Annotated in this window: 17 protein-coding genes; 6 read left to right on the top strand and 11 right to left on the bottom strand. The window is 48.0% G+C overall.

The window, feature by feature from the left end; all coding sequences use genetic code 11:
- Positions 1-32: 32 nt before the first annotated feature.
- From F0220_RS10915 to F0220_RS10895, 5 genes are all read right to left on the bottom strand, one after another.
- Positions 33-371, bottom strand: a complete 339-nt coding sequence (locus tag F0220_RS10915; protein WP_091017364.1) for a VOC family protein — start codon at positions 369-371, stop codon at positions 33-35.
- 265 nt (positions 372-636) lie between these two features.
- Entirely contained in the window at positions 637-1,518 is an 882-nt protein-coding gene (locus F0220_RS10910; protein WP_105598180.1) for an SMP-30/gluconolactonase/LRE family protein, read from the bottom strand.
- A gap of 12 nt (positions 1,519-1,530) precedes the next feature.
- A complete protein-coding gene (locus tag F0220_RS10905) occupies positions 1,531-2,196 on the bottom strand; it encodes an SGNH/GDSL hydrolase family protein (RefSeq protein WP_047842445.1) in 666 nt (221 codons plus the stop codon).
- Between the two features lie 84 nt (positions 2,197-2,280).
- Positions 2,281-3,069 carry an alpha/beta hydrolase gene (locus F0220_RS10900; protein ID WP_091017368.1) on the bottom strand — a complete coding sequence of 263 codons (789 nt, stop codon included), beginning with the start codon at positions 3,067-3,069 and terminating at the stop codon, positions 2,281-2,283.
- A gap of 143 nt (positions 3,070-3,212) precedes the next feature.
- Positions 3,213-4,046, bottom strand: coding sequence for an AraC family transcriptional regulator (locus tag F0220_RS10895; protein ID WP_105598179.1), 834 nt, complete (start codon positions 4,044-4,046; stop codon positions 3,213-3,215).
- A 128-nt stretch (positions 4,047-4,174) separates the two neighbouring features.
- Between F0220_RS10895 and F0220_RS10890 the strand changes: the two genes are divergently transcribed.
- From F0220_RS10890 to F0220_RS10880, 3 genes are all read left to right on the top strand, one after another.
- Complete coding sequence (locus F0220_RS10890) at positions 4,175-6,202, top strand: beta-galactosidase (protein ID WP_105598178.1); 2,028 nt, start codon at positions 4,175-4,177, stop codon at positions 6,200-6,202.
- 438 nt (positions 6,203-6,640) lie between these two features.
- A complete protein-coding gene (locus F0220_RS10885) occupies positions 6,641-7,597 on the top strand; it encodes a helix-turn-helix transcriptional regulator (RefSeq protein ID WP_105598177.1) in 957 nt (318 codons plus the stop codon).
- A 1-nt stretch (position 7,598) separates the two neighbouring features.
- A complete protein-coding gene (locus tag F0220_RS10880) occupies positions 7,599-8,318 on the top strand; it encodes an AlkZ-related protein (protein ID WP_223199911.1) in 720 nt (239 codons plus the stop codon).
- Positions 8,319-8,419: 101 nt separating this feature from the next.
- On the opposite strand, the gene F0220_RS10875 is transcribed toward F0220_RS10880, so the two are convergent.
- Both F0220_RS10875 and F0220_RS10870 read right to left on the bottom strand, forming a co-directional pair.
- A complete protein-coding gene (locus F0220_RS10875) occupies positions 8,420-9,934 on the bottom strand; it encodes a UxaA family hydrolase (RefSeq protein WP_179198556.1) in 1,515 nt (504 codons plus the stop codon).
- The gene (locus F0220_RS10870; RefSeq protein ID WP_105598175.1) at positions 9,931-11,448 is read right to left on the bottom strand and encodes a tagaturonate reductase; all 1,518 of its coding nucleotides are present in this window, start codon (positions 11,446-11,448) and stop codon (positions 9,931-9,933) included. The genes F0220_RS10875 and F0220_RS10870 overlap by 4 nt, the downstream gene beginning before the upstream one ends.
- A gap of 191 nt (positions 11,449-11,639) precedes the next feature.
- On the opposite strand from F0220_RS10870, the gene F0220_RS10865 reads away from it, so the two are divergent.
- The 3 genes from F0220_RS10865 (at position 11,640) to F0220_RS10855 (ending at position 15,337) form a co-directional block, all read left to right on the top strand.
- The gene (locus tag F0220_RS10865; RefSeq protein ID WP_091017378.1) at positions 11,640-12,515 is read left to right on the top strand and encodes an AraC family transcriptional regulator; all 876 of its coding nucleotides are present in this window, start codon (positions 11,640-11,642) and stop codon (positions 12,513-12,515) included.
- Between the two features lie 141 nt (positions 12,516-12,656).
- Positions 12,657-14,645: an elongation factor G gene (locus F0220_RS10860; RefSeq protein ID WP_105598174.1), complete on the top strand. Its 1,989-nt coding sequence runs from the start codon at positions 12,657-12,659 to the stop codon at positions 14,643-14,645.
- A 14-nt stretch (positions 14,646-14,659) separates the two neighbouring features.
- Positions 14,660-15,337: a tetratricopeptide repeat protein gene (locus F0220_RS10855; RefSeq protein WP_091017381.1), complete on the top strand. Its 678-nt coding sequence runs from the start codon at positions 14,660-14,662 to the stop codon at positions 15,335-15,337.
- 113 nt (positions 15,338-15,450) lie between these two features.
- Here F0220_RS10855 and F0220_RS10850 read toward each other — a convergent pair whose 3' ends face one another.
- The 4 genes from F0220_RS10850 to F0220_RS10835 all read right to left on the bottom strand — a co-directional run bounded on the left by F0220_RS10850 (position 15,451) and on the right by F0220_RS10835 (position 21,059).
- A complete protein-coding gene (locus tag F0220_RS10850; RefSeq protein ID WP_105598173.1) occupies positions 15,451-16,512 on the bottom strand; it encodes a phosphotransferase in 1,062 nt (353 codons plus the stop codon).
- A gap of 92 nt (positions 16,513-16,604) precedes the next feature.
- Positions 16,605-17,231: a GDSL-type esterase/lipase family protein gene (locus tag F0220_RS10845; protein ID WP_017689264.1), complete on the bottom strand. Its 627-nt coding sequence runs from the start codon at positions 17,229-17,231 to the stop codon at positions 16,605-16,607.
- A gap of 205 nt (positions 17,232-17,436) precedes the next feature.
- Complete coding sequence (locus F0220_RS10840; protein WP_105598172.1) at positions 17,437-20,604, bottom strand: MMPL/RND family transporter; 3,168 nt, start codon at positions 20,602-20,604, stop codon at positions 17,437-17,439.
- The gene (locus F0220_RS10835) at positions 20,601-21,059 is read right to left on the bottom strand and encodes a MarR family winged helix-turn-helix transcriptional regulator (protein ID WP_017689266.1); all 459 of its coding nucleotides are present in this window, start codon (positions 21,057-21,059) and stop codon (positions 20,601-20,603) included. The genes F0220_RS10840 and F0220_RS10835 overlap by 4 nt, the downstream gene beginning before the upstream one ends.
- Between the last annotated feature and the right edge of the window lie 198 nt (positions 21,060-21,257).

The raw sequence follows: 21,257 nt of genomic DNA, 5'->3' as shown, positions 1-21,257 counted from the left end.
CCGCTAAAATAGCGACTTCAATGGGATATAGATTAACACAAGACTTCAACAGTAAATCCACCAGGGGCTTCAACATAAAAAGTATAACCGTGTGCATGCTTAGGTGCGTCTACTTCAAAACCATTGTCTTTCAAAAGACTATATATCCTGTCAACCTCTTGTTCGGTCGGTTGGGGAAATCCGATATGAAAAGTCATTGGATAGAGTACGTTTTTACCCTTCATTAGGGTGAGAATAAAACCTTCATCATCAAACATAACTGCAAATGCGTTTCCTCTCGTACCTTCACATGTCATACCAAAATAAGTCTCTAAAAACTCGCGAGCAGCTGGAACATCAGTAACTGTTAGGTTCAGATGATTTAATTTCATAATTACACCCTTTCCTACATATTTAATACGTCCTCCGTAGAGTTTTATCTTCAATCCAAATAATACCACATAATGGAACTATTTGGTCCGTTACTTTAATGAAAAGTCGTTTTATTTTTGTTCTATACAGACGATAATCTAAATCAAAAAAAGATGCTGTTAGAGCAGCACCTTTGTACATTTTATATAAGATTAAAAAATGAAATCGTATCTTACCTGGCAAACAAGACAGAAGTTCACTAAGGTTCACTACATAGGCTCCTGTTTATTGCTGGCTACCATAAGCGTGAGTCTTTTGCCCTTTAACTCCCGGTCTGATGACAAAAAGTGAGCCCGCATCCGGTGTCTCTTTCAGACGTTCTTCCTTAATCCCTATACGTGCTGTTGTAATGTATAACTCTTCGAGATCCGGTCCACCAAAACAGCAGGATGTTACCTGATCTGCCGGCACCTCGATCTGTTGCAACAGTTCTGATGTATGCGGGTTCCAGCGAGTAACTCTTCCTCCGCCCCAGTGCGCAACCCACAGCATGCCCTCACCATCAACCGTCATCCCATCCGGAAAACCGAATTCCTCCGGTATGTGAATGACACTTGTCCGATTTTGTATCGTACCTGCCGTCAGATCAAAATCAAACCGGTCAATAGAACGTGTCGGGGTATCAATGTAATACATGGTCTGCCGATCCGGACTCCAGCCCAGGCCGTTGGATGTAGACACACCTTGTACCATTGTGCGAACGGGTTGCCCTTGCTCCAAACAATACAACGATCCGGCTTTGCTTTCATTATTCATGCTCATCGTGCCTGCCCAGAAGCGGCCCTTCGCATCACATTTTCCATCATTAAAACGATTGGTATCCTTATCTTGTTCGGGGTCCTCAATGGCATGCAGCTCACCCGTATGCAAGTGATACGTATGAAATCCACTGCGTAAAGCAACCAAAACTTCGTCACCACGATAGGGAACAACAGCCCCGACATGTTCACCGACATCATAAGCCTGATCCTGCCCTGTAGCCGGATCATACACATGCACCTTAAAGCTTTCAATATCTACCCACAATAATCGATTGTTCTCCGCATCCCAGCTTGGTCCTTCCCCCAGTAATGCCGGGGTTTGTACTGCTACAGTTACGTCGCTCATGCCATCACGTCCTTATTCAGATTTGACGCCGCCTGACCATTCGAATCCGATGGCATCCAAGAATGCTTTGGACAGTACCATATGGCCCGTTGCATCTGGATGTACCCGGTCATAAGTCAACACAGACGTATAGAAATGATCCCAAAATGGAGCAAATGCAGCCTGTGTGTCCACATACACCGCATCATACTCACTGGCTACCCTGCGTACCGCTTCTCCGTAGATATCCATCGTTGCCCGCATCGGATCTTCCGGATTGGCCTCAAGATAATAAGGCGTCATTAGTACCAGACCTTTCAGGTTGGGACGAACCGAAGCCACCAGTTCACGCAATGTGGATTCGTATTCTTCAAGAAACACATGTGAGTCTGTTGACAATGGGTTGTCGAACTGACGCCATACATCATTAATGCCAATCATGATCGTCAGCCAGTCCGGTTTAAGGTCAAGCACATCACGATCCCAGCGCTGTTTCAGATCACGAATCGTATTTCCACCATTACCCACATTTTGGACACGCAACATCAATTCCGGATAGATGGACCGCAAGAGGGCATACACTTGCGCTACGTAACCATGGCCCAGACCTGAACTGCCTTCACCTACAGGATGCTCCCGACCACAATCTGTAATCGAATCCCCGATAAACAAAAGCTTGTCGTTTTTTTGCAATTTCATCGTTATTTTCTCCTTCGCTTCAAAGCGCTAATATACGGATTACTCGATTAGTCAGGACCGTTCACTTGATACCGGCCAGAAAAATTACCAGCCTTGATTCTTGAGCCATGTGAGACACAGATCCGACCATACCCGAATCGCATGGTTGTCCTCAGCCAATCCAAGACCATGTGAACCTTTTTCAAAAACGTGCAAATCATAGGGAATGCCATGCTCACCCAATGCAAGTGCGTAACGCAAGCTATTCTCTACAGGCACTGCCTGGTCAGCGCTGGTGTGCCAGATGAACGCTTCAGGAGCATCCGCTCTCACCTGCTGCTCCGCACTGAAAGCCTTGATCTGCTCGGCAGACGCATCAGACCCAAGCAAATTCTCACGGGAACCGGCATGTCCATAGGACTCCATCGTAATGACCGGATAACAGAGAATAACTCGGTCCGGGCGTGAACTCTGGCGTTCAATGAGGTCCTCATGATCCGGTTGTCCCTCGTCATATAGCGTTCCCAATGTTGCTGTGAGATGTCCGCCTGCGGAGAAACCGAGTACTGCAATCTTGGCAGGGTTGATACCATACTGCTCAGCATGCGCACGAACATAACGTATGGCACGCTGACCATCTGTTATCGGTGCAGGATGCTGGTGAGGCGCCACCCGATATTTCAGGACAAATGCACTTATACCTGCACGGTTCAACAATTCAGCTATTGGAGCACCTTCATGATCAGCCAAAAATCCATAACCGCCACCTGGACACACAATGACAGCGCTCTCTGAACCAGGGTGAATAAATGGAATCAAATGTGGCATTTCGTCTTCATGGCCCTGGGCTGCATATGGTGCAGCATGATCCCATAAGGGTATCGTTGTTGTCATCTTCAATCATCCTCTCCAAATAGAACGGAACCATGGGTCCGTTTAAACGTTTTCGAATCTCAGGAATCGATACCATCATAACGGTAATGACCCTAACGCATCAATACCTTCCTGGCATCACTTTTTGTTCATTTGGGTACATGTTAGTACAAATTACGGAACTGTTCAGGAGTCACCCCCTCAATCCTGCGAAAGGTTGCTACAAAATGGCTTGCATCGCGAAACCCTACCCTAACCGCAGTTTCCCTAATCGTGGGTCTATGGTCTGCGGTCATGATTTCCTTGGCTTTGCGAATGCGCAGCAAAATGAAATAACTGTAGGCTGTCATGCCAAAGGACTGCTTGAACAAGGTGTTCAGATGTCTGGATGAGATCCCCGTGACGTCAGCCATATGTTCGAGACCAATCTCAGGATTCGCATAATGCTGTTCCATGAATGCAATGAGCGGAGCGAGTCTCTCCACGGCATGAGAGATCGAAGACCGATTGCCCGTCATGCCATGTTTTTTGAGCAAAATCAGAAATCGGTATATATCCGCTGACGCCTCGAGTCCCGACAAATCCTGATCACTTCTGATTGAATTCAGCACTTCCTGGCCGTAATCGTTGAACGGACTGCTCTGCTCCCACTGATGGAACGCCGCTTCACCCAGCCTAAGTGACTCCAAGATTGCCGGACACTGGGAACCGCCAAATGTAATATAAAGGGTCTCCCACTCTCCTTGGGCGCGCACATATTCATGCGGTTCATTCGGTGGCAGCAAAATACCTGATGCTTCCCCCAGTATGACCGTGGACCCGGCAAACTTGAATTCTCCGGCTCCCTTCACGGTCTGAAGCCAGTGGTAACAGGGATACCCCACAGGTCTGGACACCTTCTCCTGATTGCCGTTATAACCCAGGCTCTCAATATAAAGGGGCAGCGGCTGATCACGTGATGTCATGAAATATCGTTGATGTCGGGGGGAGATAAACATGGGATGCCTCCTTGGGTATAAGCTGAAATAAACTTCCGTATTCTTATATGAGTCATTACTTTTATTATATTTTAAAAGTCATATGTATCATATAATATAGGATTATTCTTATACAAGAGGTGAACACATTGATTAGCAGCAAACTGCCCAAAATGTTCTACGGGGGCGATTATAACCCGGAACAGTGGGATCACGAAACCCACCTTGAAGACCTGCGCATGTTCCAATTGGCAGGCATTGATATTGCCACAATCAACGTATTTTCATGGGCACTGATTCAGCCTGATGAAGTTACTTACCGTTTTGAAGAACTCGACCAACTGATTAATCGTCTATATGAGAATGGTGTCTATATATGCCTTGCAACGAGTACGGCTGCCCATCCGGCCTGGATGGCGAAGAAATATCCAGACGTGCTTCGTGTGGATGCCGATGGACGCAAACGCAAATTCGGTGGGCGACATAATTCCTGTCCCAACAGCCCGACCTATCGCAAATACGCTGAAAAGATTGCGGATAAACTGGCCGAACGATACAAGGATCACCCCGCAGTTCTCGTATGGCACATCTCCAATGAATATGGCGGTGAGTGTTACTGTGACAACTGTGAGAAAGCGTTCCGCGTGTATCTGAAAGAACGCTATCAGACTCTGCAACAGGTCAACAAAGCATGGAACACAAATTTCTGGGGGCATACCTTCTACGATTGGGACGAGATTGTATTACCAAGCAACCTGAGCGAACATTGGGGTAACAATAATTCAACGTTCCAGGGCATCTCGCTGGACTACTCTCGCTTCAACTCCGACAGCATGCTGGATTGTTATCTGTTGGAATACGATGCGATCAAAAAACACATTCCGGACTCCGTTGTTACGACCAATCTGATGGGATTCTTCAAGCAATTGGACTATTTCAAATGGGCAAAACATATGGATATCGTCTCCTGGGACAGCTATCCCGGTCTCGCAACACCTGTAAGCTTCACGGCCATGGCTCATGACCTTATGCGCGGACTGAAGGATGGTCAACCGTTCATGCTGATGGAGCAAACACCAAGTCAGCAGAACTGGCAGCCGTATAACTCACTGAAACGTCCAGGTGTCATGCGTCTGTGGAGTTATCAATCTGTTGCGCACGGGGCCGATACCATTATGTTCTTCCAGCTTCGCCGCTCCATCGGTGCCTGTGAGAAGTATCATGGTGCAGTTATTGAGCATGCTGGGCATGAGAACACACGTGTATTCCGCGAAGTCGCTGAGTTGGGTAAGGAATTGCAGATCCTTGGAGATACCACGCTGGATGCATCTGTTGAATCCAAAGTAGCGATTGTGTTCGACTGGGATAACTGGTGGGCCATCGAAAAATCAAGCGGACCTACGGTTGCCCTGAACTATGTGGATCAGATCCATAAATACTATGCAGCCTTCTTCCGTCGCAACATCCAGGTAGATATCATCAGTGTGGATACGGATATAAGCAAATACGACATTGTCCTTGCCCCTGTCCTTTACATGGTAAAACCAGGGTTTGCCACCAAACTGGAGAAGTATGTTGAAGCAGGTGGAACATTCCTGACGACCTTCTTCAGTGGCATTGTGAACGAGAACGATCTCGTGACTACAGGTGGATATCCGGGAGAACTCCGTAAACTGCTCGGAATCTGGGTGGAAGAGATCGATGCCTTGCTGCCTGAGCAAAAGAACCGCATTGTCCTCAAAGAAACGTACGGTGATCTTCAAGGAGAGTATGGCTGCGGCATGCTGTGTGACCTGCTGCACAGTGAAGGAGCCGAAGTCATCGCGGAGTATGGAGACGACTTTTATAAAGGCATGCCTGTTGTGACACGTAATACCTTTGGTCAAGGTGAAGCCTGGTACGTTGCATCCGACCCGGATGAGCGCTTCCTGGATGGTTTGCTGGGACAGCTTGCAGCAGCCAAGAACGTAGAGTCCTTGCTTGAGACACCAGAAGGTGTTGAAGTAAGCGCACGAACCAAAGACGGTAAACCGTACCTGTTTGTCATGAACCATAACGCAACCACGCAATCCTATGATCTGGGAACAGCTAAAGCACATGATCTGCTCACCAATCGTGAGCTTTCGGGAAGTGTTGAGATTGAAGCCCGAGGAGTGCAACTGCTCGAAATGAAATAAGCGATTTCACTTCATTGAAATCATTCAGAATAATATAATGTGATAGAAATACCCGTGATACAAAGTGTCACATATTCATTCCTTTTATACTTGTTATTGTCTTCAGCGAGGATATTGGTATAGATTTCAGACCTTTATCGTCTTCTGTAAGCCAAAAGCTGCTACTTCCCGTATCCGTCTACACCGGATGCGGGTTTTTGGCATGATCTGTGGTATTTTTGATAGAAGGAAATATCAGTATGCAAAGCGAATTGGACGAGAAACACATTTTAACAAAGCCTGCCGGAACATGCTTGTGAATCCTGATGCTGATCCATTATAAAATAATGAACAGTTCAAATATTGGTGACACTCATGATGTCACTTATTCTTTGTTACAATAGAAATATAACTACGACTTCACTTTCCGGCGGCGCAGATCGAAACGGAGTGGCTGACATGAACAGAACAAATCGGCTTGCTGCCATCGTAATGGCATTACAGCATGGTCACGAAACGGCACACTCATTAGGTGAGAAATTTGAAGTTTCCCGTCGCACGATTCTTCGGGATATTCAGTCCCTCTCCGAGATGAATGTGCCCATTATTGCCATTTCCGGTCCGGGAGGCGGTTTCAGACTGATGGAGGGTTACGTATTACCCCCATTACAGCTGGACCCGGTAGAAGCAGCGACGCTCCTATTCGCTCTTGAAGGTCTAAGTCGCTACGCCGACACACCCTTTCATGAGAAACGCTGGACCCTGATGAACAAAGTTAAGGCCATCATTCCGGATGATATTATGTCGCGAATTGATCCCATGCTCAAACAGCTGCATCATCATATTCCAGACCGCAATTACATTCTTCCTCATCTGGACGCATTGCTGGCATGCATACCCGAACACGGGTGGCTCAGTGTGCTGTATCGCTCCGTATCGCGTCAGCGATGGTTGCATATCTGTCCCACACGGGTATATGCTTCCTCCGGCTTCTGGTACTGTGAAGCATATTCCCTCGAACATGGTGAACAGCGTCTGTTCCGGGTTGACCGAATTATCGATGTCAAAGCGATCGAACCAAAGGATGCACAGGTGCTTAACGAACAGGTGGATCAACAGCAGAGCAAGCCGATCCCTCCAGAACAGCCGCCAACCCTGGTTAAGGCACAACTGAGTTATCGGGGAATGATTGAAGCCGAACAGGACGAGCATATTGGTGAAAAGATGATTGAAATTGCCCCGGATCTCTGGGAATTATCATTCCTTTGTCCTCCAGGGGAATGGGACTGGGCCGTACGATTCTTTTACCGATTGGGACGTGAAGCCGAAGTGATCGAACCCCTCCAACTTCGCAGTGAGATTCGTCAGCATGCCGAGGAAGTAAGCCGGAGATACCTTGCTTCAAGCAAGTCGTAGCTTGACTACACAAAAAAAGGAGCCTACTGATATCATGACATATGAAGCCGTTATAACGTACGAAGAAGCAGTACAGCGTATCCAGTCTATAGGGCTGCTGCCTCTGGCTCCACTATTTGCCGAGTATCCTTCTCTATCATCGCTAACCCCCAAAGAAAATTGGCACAAGGATGATGAATTCGATCCCTGGTTATGGCGTTCACGCCTGGCTGAGGAGGGCATTGCTGCATATGGAAAATTTATCAAAAAGAAAGCGCTTCTTGTCTCATCTGAATACTTCCCTTGGGTACACCGACTGCTTGCTGACTCCAGAACCATCAAGGAACAGTATGAAGCGGGTCTGCTCTCCCGTGAAGCGTTCAAACTCCATGCGTTAGTTGCAGAACAGGAAGGCATTGATGGACGTGCCTTGCGATCACAAGCCGGTTTCGGGGCAAAAGAGGACAAAAAAACATTTGACCGTGGACTTCTGGACCTTCAGGGCTGTGCAGCCATTGTGATCAGTGGAACCAAAGAAAAAGAGGGGCTCGCAGAAGGCAAAGTTGCATGGAACAGCTCCGCATATGAAACCGCAGATCACTGGATGCAACGTCATGACATTAAGCCATTTGAAGGCAGCGCAGTAGAAGCACGTGAACTGCTGGTTACGCAACTGCAGCAACACGCATCATCCGCCCCATTATCAAGTATTACCAAAGCACTTGGCATCCGTGGAATCTAAATAAAGCCAATTCCGGTTGTCGTGCAAATTTCAACCGGAATTGGCTGTGGTTCACCATATAATGTAACCCAGACGATTAACAGCACCCATCGACAATGGATTTAGAGAATTACGCCATCCTTGAATATGGCAATTTCCCGGAATCCATGCTGCTCACTGAGTGTGTGTGACCGTCCGGAAGCAATGTCAATCAGTTGGCTGAACAGCTGTACTTTCACCTCATCCATCGTCTGCCCCTCCAACAGCTGGCCTGCGTTGAAATCAATCCAGTGTTTTTTGCGATTCGCCAGATCGGATTGGGTCGCAATCTTGACGGTAGGTACCGGACCTCCGAAGGGAGTCCCCCGCCCTGTTGTGAAGAGCACAATATGGGCACCCGCCGCAGACAGTGCCGTTACAGACACCAGATCATTACCAGGTGCTTCTACAATGTTCAGACCGGTTTGAGTTACACGTTTGCCATAGCGCAGAACGTCGACAACGGAAGAACGTCCTCCCTTTTGCGTACATCCAAGTGACTTTTCCTCTAGTGTTGTGATGCCACCAGCCTTATTCCCAGGTGAAGGATTCTCATAGATGTTCTGGCCATGGTTAACAAAATATTGCTTGAAGCCGTTCACAAGGTCCACCAAATCGTGAAATACCTGCTCATTGGCAGCTCGGTTCATTAAGATCGTCTCCGCACCAAACATCTCCGGAACTTCCGTCAGAATAGCCGTACCCCCGGCAGCAACCAACATATCAGCAACAGCACCGACCAGTGGATTGGCTGTAATGCCAGATAAACCATCGGAACCACCACACTTCAAACCAATTTTGAGTTTGCTGAGCGGAAGCGGCTGCCGTTGTTCATGTTCAGCGATCTCCACAAGTTCTTCCATCAGTCGAAGCCCTTCCTCAAGCTCGTCATCCGTTTCCTGTGCTTTGAGAAACCGTACTTTGCCGCGGTATTCCGGAGCAATACACTCACGGAATTCATCGACCTGATTGTTCTCACAGCCCAGACCGATGACGAGCACGCCTCCTGCATTCGGATGCTCCACCAAGGAGGCCAGCAACTGTTGTGTATACTTCAGATCATCACCAAGCTGTGAGCACCCGAATGGATGTGGAAAGTGAAATACACCATCTATCCGGCTTCCAAACTGGGACTGACCCATACGTGCCAAAGCTTCACACACTTTATTGATACACCCGACCGTATTGACAATCCAGATCTCATTACGGATACCTGCTTCACCATTGGGACGCAAATATCCATCGAATGAGCGCAGATGTTCCGGAGGCATGTCTGTCTGAATCTGGACTCCCGGTTGGTACTCATATTCAAGCAATCCGTGCAGACCCGTCTTCAGATTGTGACTATGAATCCAGCTTCCCTGCTCGATCTGCTCTTGGGCAATCCCGATGGAGAAACCATACTTCATCACATCATCGCCCGGTGCCAGCGTATGCACAGCAATCTTATGCCCTTTGGGCACGTCATCCAGCAAATTAAAAGAAACTCCCTCTGGTAGTGTAATTTGTTCTCCTTTGGCATAATCCCGAAGCGCTATAATGACGTCATCCTGTGGTTGAATGGCAATCCAATCATTGATTGTACTTGTTGTGTTCATTTCCCTTCACCTTCCAACAAACCGATTTCATTAACAAGTGCTGCACGCAGTCCTTCTCTTGCATCCAGATTTTCGCCCCAGATCAAGGTATCCGACAACACAGCCGCTACCCGGTCATCCAGTTGCTTCTGATTCCTGTTAAGCGTGTCATAACCTTCCCAGTGTGCAGCCAAAGCAGCCAGGACATCCGGGTCATCCCGCAGCAGAATATCTTCCCCATTCAGTCGTTGTGCCTTGTAACCTTCTGGCGTATTTACCGGACGATAGAGACACAATAATCCAGCAAATCCATGAATTAAACGTTCTGGCCAACTTCCCTGATTTTGCTCGTAAGACAAAAGTGTAGGCAGCACACGCACCTTGAATTTTCCGATCGTATTCAAAGCAATATCTTGCAATTTGTGATCAATATATGGGTTAAGGAACCGTTCGAACACTTCTTCTGCATACTGGTCCAGCTGATGATCGGGCATATCCAGAGCAGGCACGATCTCCTGATGAACAGCTTCCCTGATCCATGAGCCAAAATACGGATCTTCCATTGTTTCTCTCACATGCTGCTTGCCTTGCAGAATGCCGAGGGATGACATTAAGGTATGCGCCCCATTCAAAATACGAACCTTGCGTACCTGAAAAGGCTTCAGATCTTTCACCCAATGTACATTAAGACCTGCCTGCTTGAGAGGAAGTTTTTTGTCCAATGATTCATCACCCTGAATGGCCCAGAAATGATATGGCTCTGCCGTATTAATCAACTGGTCCTCATACCCCCAGCGATTTGTCAGGGAATCAGCTTCCTCCTGGGTCGGCGCACCTGTTACGATTCGATCTACCAGATTATTCAAGAAGTAATTATGGTTCTCGATCCATGAACGGAAGCCATCCGAATACCCATAATCCTCACTATGACGGAGGACACAACTGCGCAGCACATCACCATTGCCTTCAAGCAGCTCGCATGGCAGATGAATCAAACCTCTGGATGGATCACCATCAAATTTCAAATATCGCTGATGCAGGAAAACCGTTAATTTCCCCGGAAATGATTGGACCGGTTCACCCTCGATATAGTCTGTCTGCATATATTTCAATCCTGATTCGGTTGTATTGGAAATAACGAACTCAAGTGAAGGCAGTTCCGCCAAGCTCAGAAAGGCATCCCATTCCTCATACGGATTGATACACTGTGAGAAAATGGAGATCAACTCTGTCCGCTCAACCGGCTTTCCTTGAGACAGACCACGCGTAATCATCGTATATAATCCGTCCTGATCACGAATCTGCTCCAGCTTGGCTTTGCCTCCCGGTCGTGGTTGGGTAACGGCTACACTTCCATGGAATTTGCCTTGTCTGGCACTCTCATGAAGCATCCAGTCTGCAAATCCCCGCAAGAAATTACCTTCTCCAATCTGCAAAACCTTCACGGGACGCTCCATAATCTCCTTGCACTTGCGCTGACCATCGCTCCCCAGTAAATTCAGCTTCAACCTTGGCCGTTTCGTGCTTGCCGACATGGACACTCACCTCATCGATTATTTGTACTGTCGGAATGCAGCTCGAAGGCTCTGCACCCTTTTATTGTAAACGCTTTAAATTCATTGTATCATCAATAAAAGGAAATTAAATTGCTTATATTGCGGTAAATATACTCTCTCATGACCAGGTATAACATCTCGTTGAAGACGATCGTCTGGAAAGGAGCTTTATGGAACGTTCACCTGTTCGTACGACTATTCAAGCAGAATCCGGTATTCCGTTCCGCCTGGTGTACAGCGACACCAAATCCCCTCAGAACGAGTTGCCAGATCACCTTCACGACTGGCATGAAATTATCTATGTATATCGTGGACAGGGAAGCATCTTTATTGATACAGGACTTGAGAATATGCAGGAAGGCGATCTGTTCATTATACCGGGCAGCACGGTTCATCGAGCCCTGCCGGATGCAGGCAATCCTGTCACATCTTCCGCATTGTTCTTCAGCCCGGGCTTACTGGCATCGACCGCCGGAGGCGCTGCTTCTTCCTTGCTAAGCCTGTTTGAACGTTGTCGTAAACAACGTGTGTATAAGAGACATTTGAACACAGAGGAGCAATCAGAGGTGGCCGCCCTCATTGATGATATTCAGACCGAATTCCAGCTCGGTCATCATCTAAGCGCACATGCGGCCCTGTTAAGGCTGCAACTGTTACTCATTTTTCTGGAACGTCTGGAAGCAGCGGGACCTGCGAATCCTGGTAAATCCGCTCCGGGTCCCTCATGGCTCTCTTCTACGATCTCTCATATTGACGATAACCTTCGGAGTAGCCTGTCCCTCCCTGAACTGGCGCAGTACGCCTCTGTATCCCCTGCCCATTTCAGTCGTGCATTCAAACGATACACGGGTATGACTCTAACGGATTATGCATTAGCACGAAGGGTTATTATGGCGAAAGAGCATCTGGTCCAAGGTGATGAGACGATGGCAGCCGTTGCCGATGCTTGCGGGTTCGACAGTCTGCCCCATTTTTACCGTCAATTCAAAAAATTAACCGGTACAACGCCCGCAGCATACCGCAGAACCATGAACAGTTCTCGTTAAAATAGAACCAGACTGGACGTAGGTTCCTGGATCTAATCATATATATCCACATATTCTTCCATATGGAAGATGTGGTATGATAATCTGGATTATTACTTGTCGGAAACATTGCATTCCGTTGTCAGAGGAGCTTAGCATTCCATGTTAAACGAATTGAATCGCAGGAATATTGGCATCTTCGCCCATGTGGATGCGGGGAAAACAACAACCACCGAGCATATGTTATTTGAGAGTGGTGTCGTCCGCAGTCCGGGACGTGTAGATGATGGAACAACAGCCACAGACTCCCTGGACATTGAGAAAGAACGTGGCATATCCGTTCAGGCAGCCATGACCTCTCTGATCTGGAAGAACACCATCATTGACCTCATTGATACGCCTGGTCACATTGATTTTAGCTCCGAAGTAGAACGAACGCTACGGGTAATGGATGGCGCTATTCTCATTCTGTCGGCAGTTGAAGGCATTCAGTCCCAGAGTGAAGCCATCTGGCATGCCCTTCGTTCACTTCGCATCCCAACCATCATTTATATTAATAAAATGGATCGGATTGGCGCGTCTGCCCCAGCGGTAATGGAGCAGATTCGTTCCACCCTGTCCCCTTTCGCATGTGAAATCCAAGCATATCAGCTCCATGAAGATTCATTTCATGGCATCGACTCCCTATGGAACCCGAATCAAGATTCTCTGTCCGATGGGACACCTTCCATTCCAGGTCTGGTCGAGATACTTGCCGAGCTGGACGAAGAGGTCATGGAAGCCTACATCCAGGAGACTCCGTTATCGCAAAGGGATCTGAATGAAGCATTCCTGCGGTATGTGCATCAGGGTGAGATGTTCCCTGTGTGTTATGGGGCTTCCGGCAAAGGAATTGGCGTCACGGCATTGCTGGACACGGTCCTTGCCTTCCTGCCTGCACCTGCACAACCAGTGGACTCTCCCGTATCCGGTGTTGTGTTCAAAATTGAACGTGATCGCACGATGGGACGTACGGCTTACGTCCGTATGTATGGTGGCAGCTTACACAATCGGGATACCATCCATAATTCGACGCGGGAGCTTGAAGAGAAAGTGACACAGATTCGCCGCATGGATGGACGGAAATGGGCGGATACCGGTGCCGTTCACGCGGGACAGATTGCTGTGCTGTACGGACTGAGTGACACACATGTGGGTGACATTATCGGCAATCCTGAGGGTGTACCTCCTCTGCCACAGATGGCTGTACCTTTGCTGACCGTACAAGTACATGGCAAGGACCCGGCACAGTACCCCGATCTTGTTGCAGCATTGCAAGAGTTGACGGATGAAGATCCCTTACTCGACCTGCAATGGTTGCCGGAGGAACGAGAACTGCATCTCAAGGTCATGGGAACCATTCAGCTTGAGATTTTATCCAGCCTGTTGCTGAGTCGTTTCGGATTGGATGTCGTGTTTGATCCGCCATCCGTCATCTATAAGGAGACACCCCGTACAGCCGGAGAAGGTTACATCGCCTATACGATGCCTAAGCCCTGCTGGGCCATCCTCCGCTTCAAGATTGAACCTTTGCCTCGCGGAAGCGGTCTGATCTATGCCTCGACCGTAAGGACAGACGATCTGCTATTACGTTATCAAAATGAAGTTGAACGACGTATTCCGGAAGCCTTGTCTCAAGGTATGCTCGGTTGGGAAGTAACCGATCTGCGCATCACGCTGGTAGAAGGGGAACATCATGTCTGGCATACACATCCGCTGGATTTTGTTGTAGCCACGCCTATGGGAATCATGGATGGATTGTCGAGAACAGGTACCACGTTGCTGGAACCCCTTCTTCAGTTCCGGCTGACGGTCCCCGAAGAATACGGTGGTAAGGCCCTTAGCGATCTGGTACATATGCGGGCAACCTTCGAAGCCCCCGTCATTGGTAGCGGACGTTGTATTATTGAAGGAGTTATGCCTCTTGCCGCCTCAATGGATTATCCGGTGAAACTGCGTTCCGAGACAAGTGGCCGCGGGGTGCTTACGACTTCGTTTGCCGGATATCAGGATTGTCCTACGGATGTGACTCATGCTCGCAAGCGCAGAGGAGTTAACCCGCTGGATCAATCGAAGTATATTTTAAGTGTACGAAACGCGATTACATCATAAATGGAGTTGAACCTGTGCTTATTAAATTTCTTATCTTTGGCCTTCTATGGCGGATTGTAGGTAATCCGTTCATTGCCATCCTCATTTTACTCGTTATACTGTATTTCCTGGATCGTCGCTATGTTGGCGTATTCCCAAGCTTCACGAAACCTCTGAAACGTATGCGTAACATCTCCCGGCTTCGGCAACAACTTGCTATGAGCCCCAATGAAGTTTCTTCCAAGCTGGAGCTGGCTCGCCTGCTGATTGAGCGCAAGCGTTACAATGAGGCACATACGTTATTGCTTGAATTGGAGCGCCCATACGAACAATCGGCTGAGTATTGGGAGGCACTAGGAACGACTGAGCTTCATCTGGGCAACATCGAAAAAGGCGAACGTCATATTTTGCAAGCCCTCGAGATCAACCCCAGAGTCAAGTACGGACGTCCATACCTAACCCTTGCTGGAGCCTTCAAAGATACGCATGAGGACAAAGCGCTGGATTATGTGCATCAGTTTCAGGAGATTCATTCCTCTTCCAGTGAAGCTTATTATCTGCTTGGCTCGGTTCACCGTTCCCTTGGGCGCAATGCAGACGCGAAGCAGGCTTACGAGCAATCGTTGAACGTCTATCGTTCGTTACCCAAATACAAGAAACGTCAGGAGCGCCGCTGGGCTGTCCGCAGTTGGTTCCGCAAACGTGGATTATAATTTCATCCGCTATGCGCTGTAATTTGCATATATCACTCTGCTAACCAATAAAAGTGCACTGATCTCTGCCCTCGTATGAGCAGAACCAGTGCACTTTATTCTTAACAACGATATTAATACACCAATATCTCACGCAGTCGTTCTTCATGAAGACGCATCCAGTCCATCCGCAGTTTGAGTTTCACAATCTGCTCCACAGCCACTTCCGGCTCATCTGTACCTTCAAACATCCGACTGATGAAATGCATGACCACATCCAGACTGCGCAGCAAAATCAATCGAGGTATGGCCAGCAACTCTTCCGGTTCCAGGCTGACCTGTTCCCGAAATCCCCTGATCAGTCCCTCCTGTGCCTGCCACATCCAATCTTCACTCTTGTCCATGGTCAGAAGGTCAGACATTGGAACAGCTAACTCCATGACCCGCAAATCCCATGTCGCAAATTCAAAATCCAAAATGGCACAGATTTCACCATCCTGCTGATCTGCCAATACATTCGAAGCATTCACGTCTCCATGGACCAATTGATGCGGCAACTGTTCCATTCCCCGCAGAGCTTCAAACAGACCTGGTAGCCCATCCCTCAGTTGTTTCAGCTCATGCGCACATGCGACCAATTGCTCCGGCGGCGATGCACATAGCTGTAATAATCGTTCTGGTGAACAGAGCGGATACGAATCCTGAATTCGATAGTACGGTGGATATACAGGATCAAGGGGTATATCCAGCGTTGCCATAACAGAAGACAGGGCCCCCGCCGCTTTACCGAGGCCAAATAATTGGTCTGGCTTATGCCAGATGGGATTGACACCTTCCCGATAATGAAACAGCGTTGCAATTTTGGTATGACCTGTGAGGGGATCTTTTACAGGAAGGAATGTATCTCCCTCGCCAGATAACCGTCTAACAGGTGAAGGAGTATCAAACTTAAAGTTCGAATGTTGGAGGGCTTCCAACACCTCGTGTTCAAAGGTGATTTTCATCGGATCATTATGTGTCTCATATTGTCTCATGACGTAACTCGTTCCGTCTATATGGAGCATGTAGGTAGAATTATTCATCCCACCCTTTCCACGCTCACCTTTCCAGTCCGATGTGAAACCATATGAGGCCAACACTTCGGATATACGTTGCTGCTCTGAAGGATGGAGGGAACCGGAATCGATATTTTGCACCAAAAATTAACCCCTTTATCTCACAAAATGGAACTGTCTTCTATTTATCTTAAAGGAAGTCCATCGCTCGGTCTAGTTCTGTTCCAAAGTGATCAAGAGAACGGATAATATCCCGTCCGATTAAGCTGCTCTGCAATGACACGATATCCTCTTGCATTGGGATGTACTCTGTCCCAGAACAACAGTTCACGCTCACGACCTTCAAACCTGTCATACACCTGAGCACACGCATAGTTGCCTGATCCCGCTCCATTCAAAAACGAATTATATTGGCGCACCCAGTAGGCAGCTTCCGTCGCTTGTGGATACGGGTTGTACAATCCGATGGATCGGACCATATACTCATGGTTACCCTTTAACTGCCGAATGTGCCGCATGATCTGGGATACATTACTGCGGGTTTCTCCGAGCACCTGTGTCATTTTGCTGGCATTTGGAATGCCATTACTTGCTTTGAACGTACGAATCAGATCATTCCCGCCAATAGATATGGTAATGATATCCGCTTCACGGAGCGATTGCCGCACTCGGGGATGCGAAGAGATCATCTGCAACATTTCCCCCGACGTCAGTCCATTTACGCCCATATTTTCCATGGATACAAACGTACGAACATTCATTTCTGCCATTCGCCGATATAAAGGAACAAAGCCGGTGCCCAGCAACGCTCCTGTACCTACCGTTAATGAATCTCCTATAGCCACATATCGATATACCATCCCGTCGCCCCTCTCTGCTGTGATGTCTCTGAACAATAATGAACTGCTCTATATCTTATGATGAGAGGCAAGACAAGGCGCGGGATGGTGTCCTTAGGCATGTACCTTTCTTTTGCTGCATAAAACCATATTTCTTCTCTGTAGAGGAAGAAAAAGAAAAAAGCCCTGCCGCATAACGCGGCAGAGCCTACTCCATTGCAATGCATTACATGCCTATGGTTCGATCCGAATCAACGGAATCTGATTGTTCCTTGTTCGGGAACGGCCACCAGTTGGCCCGGCCAAACATCTTCACCATCACTGGGACGAAGAATGGCAGGAACAGCAGAGAGTACAAGATCAGTCCGCTAAGGACTACTGTGGCAATCTGCATCATCGAGAGAACACCGGATGGATACATCGCAGCAAATGTACCGCTCAGAATGACCGCTGCTGATAAAATGACGGTTCCCATGTTCTTCATCGCGTACAACATCGCATCCTGTACCTTCATGCCTTTGTTCTCATTGAAACGGTCCATCAGGAAGATGCTATAATCCACACCAAGTGCAATCAGCATGACAAATCCGAAGAACGGAGTAACCCAGCTGATGCCTGCGAATCCGAGGATATTAACAAAGATCACTTCGGTTAACGCCATCGATGTGAAATAAGCCAGTAATAAGGAAACGATTAGATACAATGGCATAATGACCGAGCGAAGCAGCACAACCAGAATAATGAATGTACCCGCCAGCATCAACATTACAGTACGTGTATAGTCGTTATTCGAGATCTCCTGCAAATCTGCAAACGTACTCGTAACGCCACCTACGGCGATGTCTGCTTTTTCAAGCGTACTGCCTTGTACCGCGCGATGTACTGCCGCCTCAATGTCAGGAACACGATCAATGGCTTCTGTGCCGTATGGATTTTCGGCGAAAATAACATCAATCGTCATCGTTTTCCGATCTTCGGACAGATACGTATCAAACACCTGTGTGAAGTCTTTGTTGTTCAGTGCTTCTTCAGGAACGTACCAGCCTGCCAGATCCGAATCAGGTGAATTTTGCAGTTGGGTCAGATAATCCTGTGCCGAATCCAGTCCCCCGGATACCTGTTTAATACCATCGACACTTTGATTCAATCCATCTGTCAGTTGTGTCAGCTGACCACTCAGATCGGAGAAGCCTTGCTGAATTTTCTCCTGACCACCCTGAAGCTGGCCAAGTCCATCCTGAATGGAAGGAATTTCGCTAATCACTTTACCCTGACCATCCGCAGCCTGTTTGAGACCGGATTGCAACTGACCGATTCCCGTTACAATCTGGCTCAGGCCATCGGAAAGTGCCTTTTGTCCGGCTGCTGCGGAGGCAAACCCTTCATTGGCCTGGTTAATTCCAGCTGCGGCTTCTCCAAGCTTGGTCTTAATCTGACCCAAACCTTGAGCAAGCTGCGCTGTGCCAGAACCGGTTTCACCAATCGTGCCTTTGATACGCTGGTAATCAGCATCTTGCTGCAATTCAGGATAACGCTCTTCAAGTGCTGTGAAGGATTCAGACAGACTGGTTAGAGCTGTTGAAACCCCGTTCAGCTGTTGTTCCAGTTCGCGGGTTCCATCCCCCAATGCAGCGACCCCTGCTCCCGCCTGACGATAGGCTTCAAGCAACTGATTGTTCGCCTGCGCAAGCTGATCTGCACTCGTTTTCGCTTGCTGGAGTCCTGCTTTCAGATCCCCTGCACCTGCGGAACCATCTCGAATGCCTTTTTCAATCTGCCCAAGTCCCTGACTGAGTTGCGTGATACCCGATTGCAACTGGGAGGTTCCTTTGGTAAGTTCACCTGCTCCATCAGCAGCTTCTTTTAACTGTGGTTCATTTTTACTTAGCTGACTGCTGGCTTCACTCAGACCATCACGGATTTTGTCCAGACCCGTCTTGCCTTCACCCAGTCCATCCGATAATGTTCCGACTTGCTGTGTAACTTCAAAATCTTTAATCTCATCCCCCGTAGGTCGTGTCATACTACGGACACCAGAGACTCCGGCTACTTTCTCTACTTCCCGGCTAATTTTCTCGGCAACAGCCATATACTTTGCATTATCCATCGCTTCATCGTTCTGGATGACGATCTGACCCGGCAGCGATTCACCCGGACCGAAGCTGTCAGAGATAATGTTAAATGCTTTTACGGAATCATATTTCTCGCCAATCTCATCGAGACTGTTGAACGACAGTTTGCCATCGTAGGTTGCCAGAAGAGGCAGACAGACCGCTGCAACGATGAGCAACGCAGCCCATGGACGTTTAAGTGAAAAGCGACCAGCTGCACCATAGATCTTGCTCTCCGCATGTTCAAGTGAACCCTTCGACGGCCAGAATAACTTCTTGCCCAGCACCGCCATGAAGAATGGTACGATGGTCACCAAGGCAAGCATCATCACAGCAATACCTACAGCTACGGCAACCGCAGAGCGGTACAACATAAACTGGGCAAATCCGATCGCAATGAATCCAACCAGCACAGCCAGTGCTGAGAAGAGTACCGTTTTACCGGCAGTACGATAGGTCGCAATGATGGCATCCCACGTATTCTCATGATGAGCCAGTTCTTCCTTGAACCGACTGATCAACAGGATGCAGTAATCCGTACCAATCCCAAACATGACGGCGACCATAAAGATCTGCGTAAATGTGGATATCGGGAAGTCCATCCCATCCACCAGGAATGCAACAATCTGTTGCGATACAATGTAACTGATCCCCACCGTCAGCAGCGGGACAAACGGAGCTACAAACGAACGGAAGACCAGGAACAGAATGAGCAAAATAAAGACAACGGTAATATATTCCGATTTCTTAAGCCCCTCTTGGGAACTCTCAATGGTGTCCTCATCAATCAGACCTTTACCGGTTATGTAGTGCTCCACATTGACGGACTTCAATGCTTCATTCAGGTCTTCCCGCATTTCCTTGACCGTACGATCTCCCTGATCAATGGATAGCGATGTTAGAATCGTTTTGCCATCAGCTGAGATCATCTTCTCTGAAAGTTCAGGCTGAGAGAAAGGTTCCAGAATGGACAGAATGCCCAGCTTCTCCTTGTCGGCCTCCAAGTTTTTAACAGCCTTCTCTGCCTCTTGTTTCCCCGTGGTACCCAGACCTTCCGGATTATAAAATACAAGAGCGATCTGGCTGCCTTGCTGTTCTCCCTTTTGCGCTGCAGCTTCATTCAAAATTGCTGCTGCCTGGGTGGAAGAGTACCCTTCCGGAACCGAAAACTGTCCCTTTTCCCGAATCAGTTCACTCATGTTAGGGGCGGTAAACATCAACACGGCAGCTACAACAACCCATAGCCCCATTAACCACCATCTTGCTTTTAGTATCGTTCTCATTCGTTCTCCCGACCTCCTTCATGCGTTAGCAAAGCTGCAAGCTTCTCAAAAGATTCAATGAAAATTCGAACCTCTTCCGGTTTAAAATGAACCAGATACGGCTCCAGAATCTGCTGTATTTCCTGTTCTGTTTCCCTGTATACCTGTCGTCCGGTATCCGTCAGTGTCAGATATACAACGCGGCGGTCGCGTTCATCCCCTGCCCGATGGACCAGATCGCGATCCACCAGCTTGTTGACCAAAGCGGTAATGCTGCTCTTGCCTATGCACAGAAGCTCTGCCAGATCAGAGGGTGTGCAGGAAGGTTTCTCTTCAATTAGACGAAGTGCGCAGAACTGATCGGTCGTTATGGTCTGCCCCACTTGTTCACGTATCCGGGTATCAAACCGCTTATTGACCAGAAAGGAAGCATCCAAATAGCGGTTCACCAAACTTTTAGCATCCGGTGTATTCATTTTTCATTCTCCTTTCCCGAATCTATATAGTTCACTTAACGAACTATTCTTCTGTGAAACTATTCTATAATGAAACAATCTCACAAAGCAATACTTTTTTCCTGCTTTTTAGATGAAAACGACAAAAAAACAGGACGTCCGACTCAGCTTATTGCCAAATCCAACATCCTGTAATGATTATAATCCATATATTTCTTA

This window comes from Paenibacillus sp. 37 (assembly GCF_008386395.1).
GTDB lineage: Bacteria > Bacillota > Bacilli > Paenibacillales > Paenibacillaceae > Paenibacillus > Paenibacillus amylolyticus_B.
This window is presented reverse-complemented; position numbering and strand designations above follow the sequence as displayed.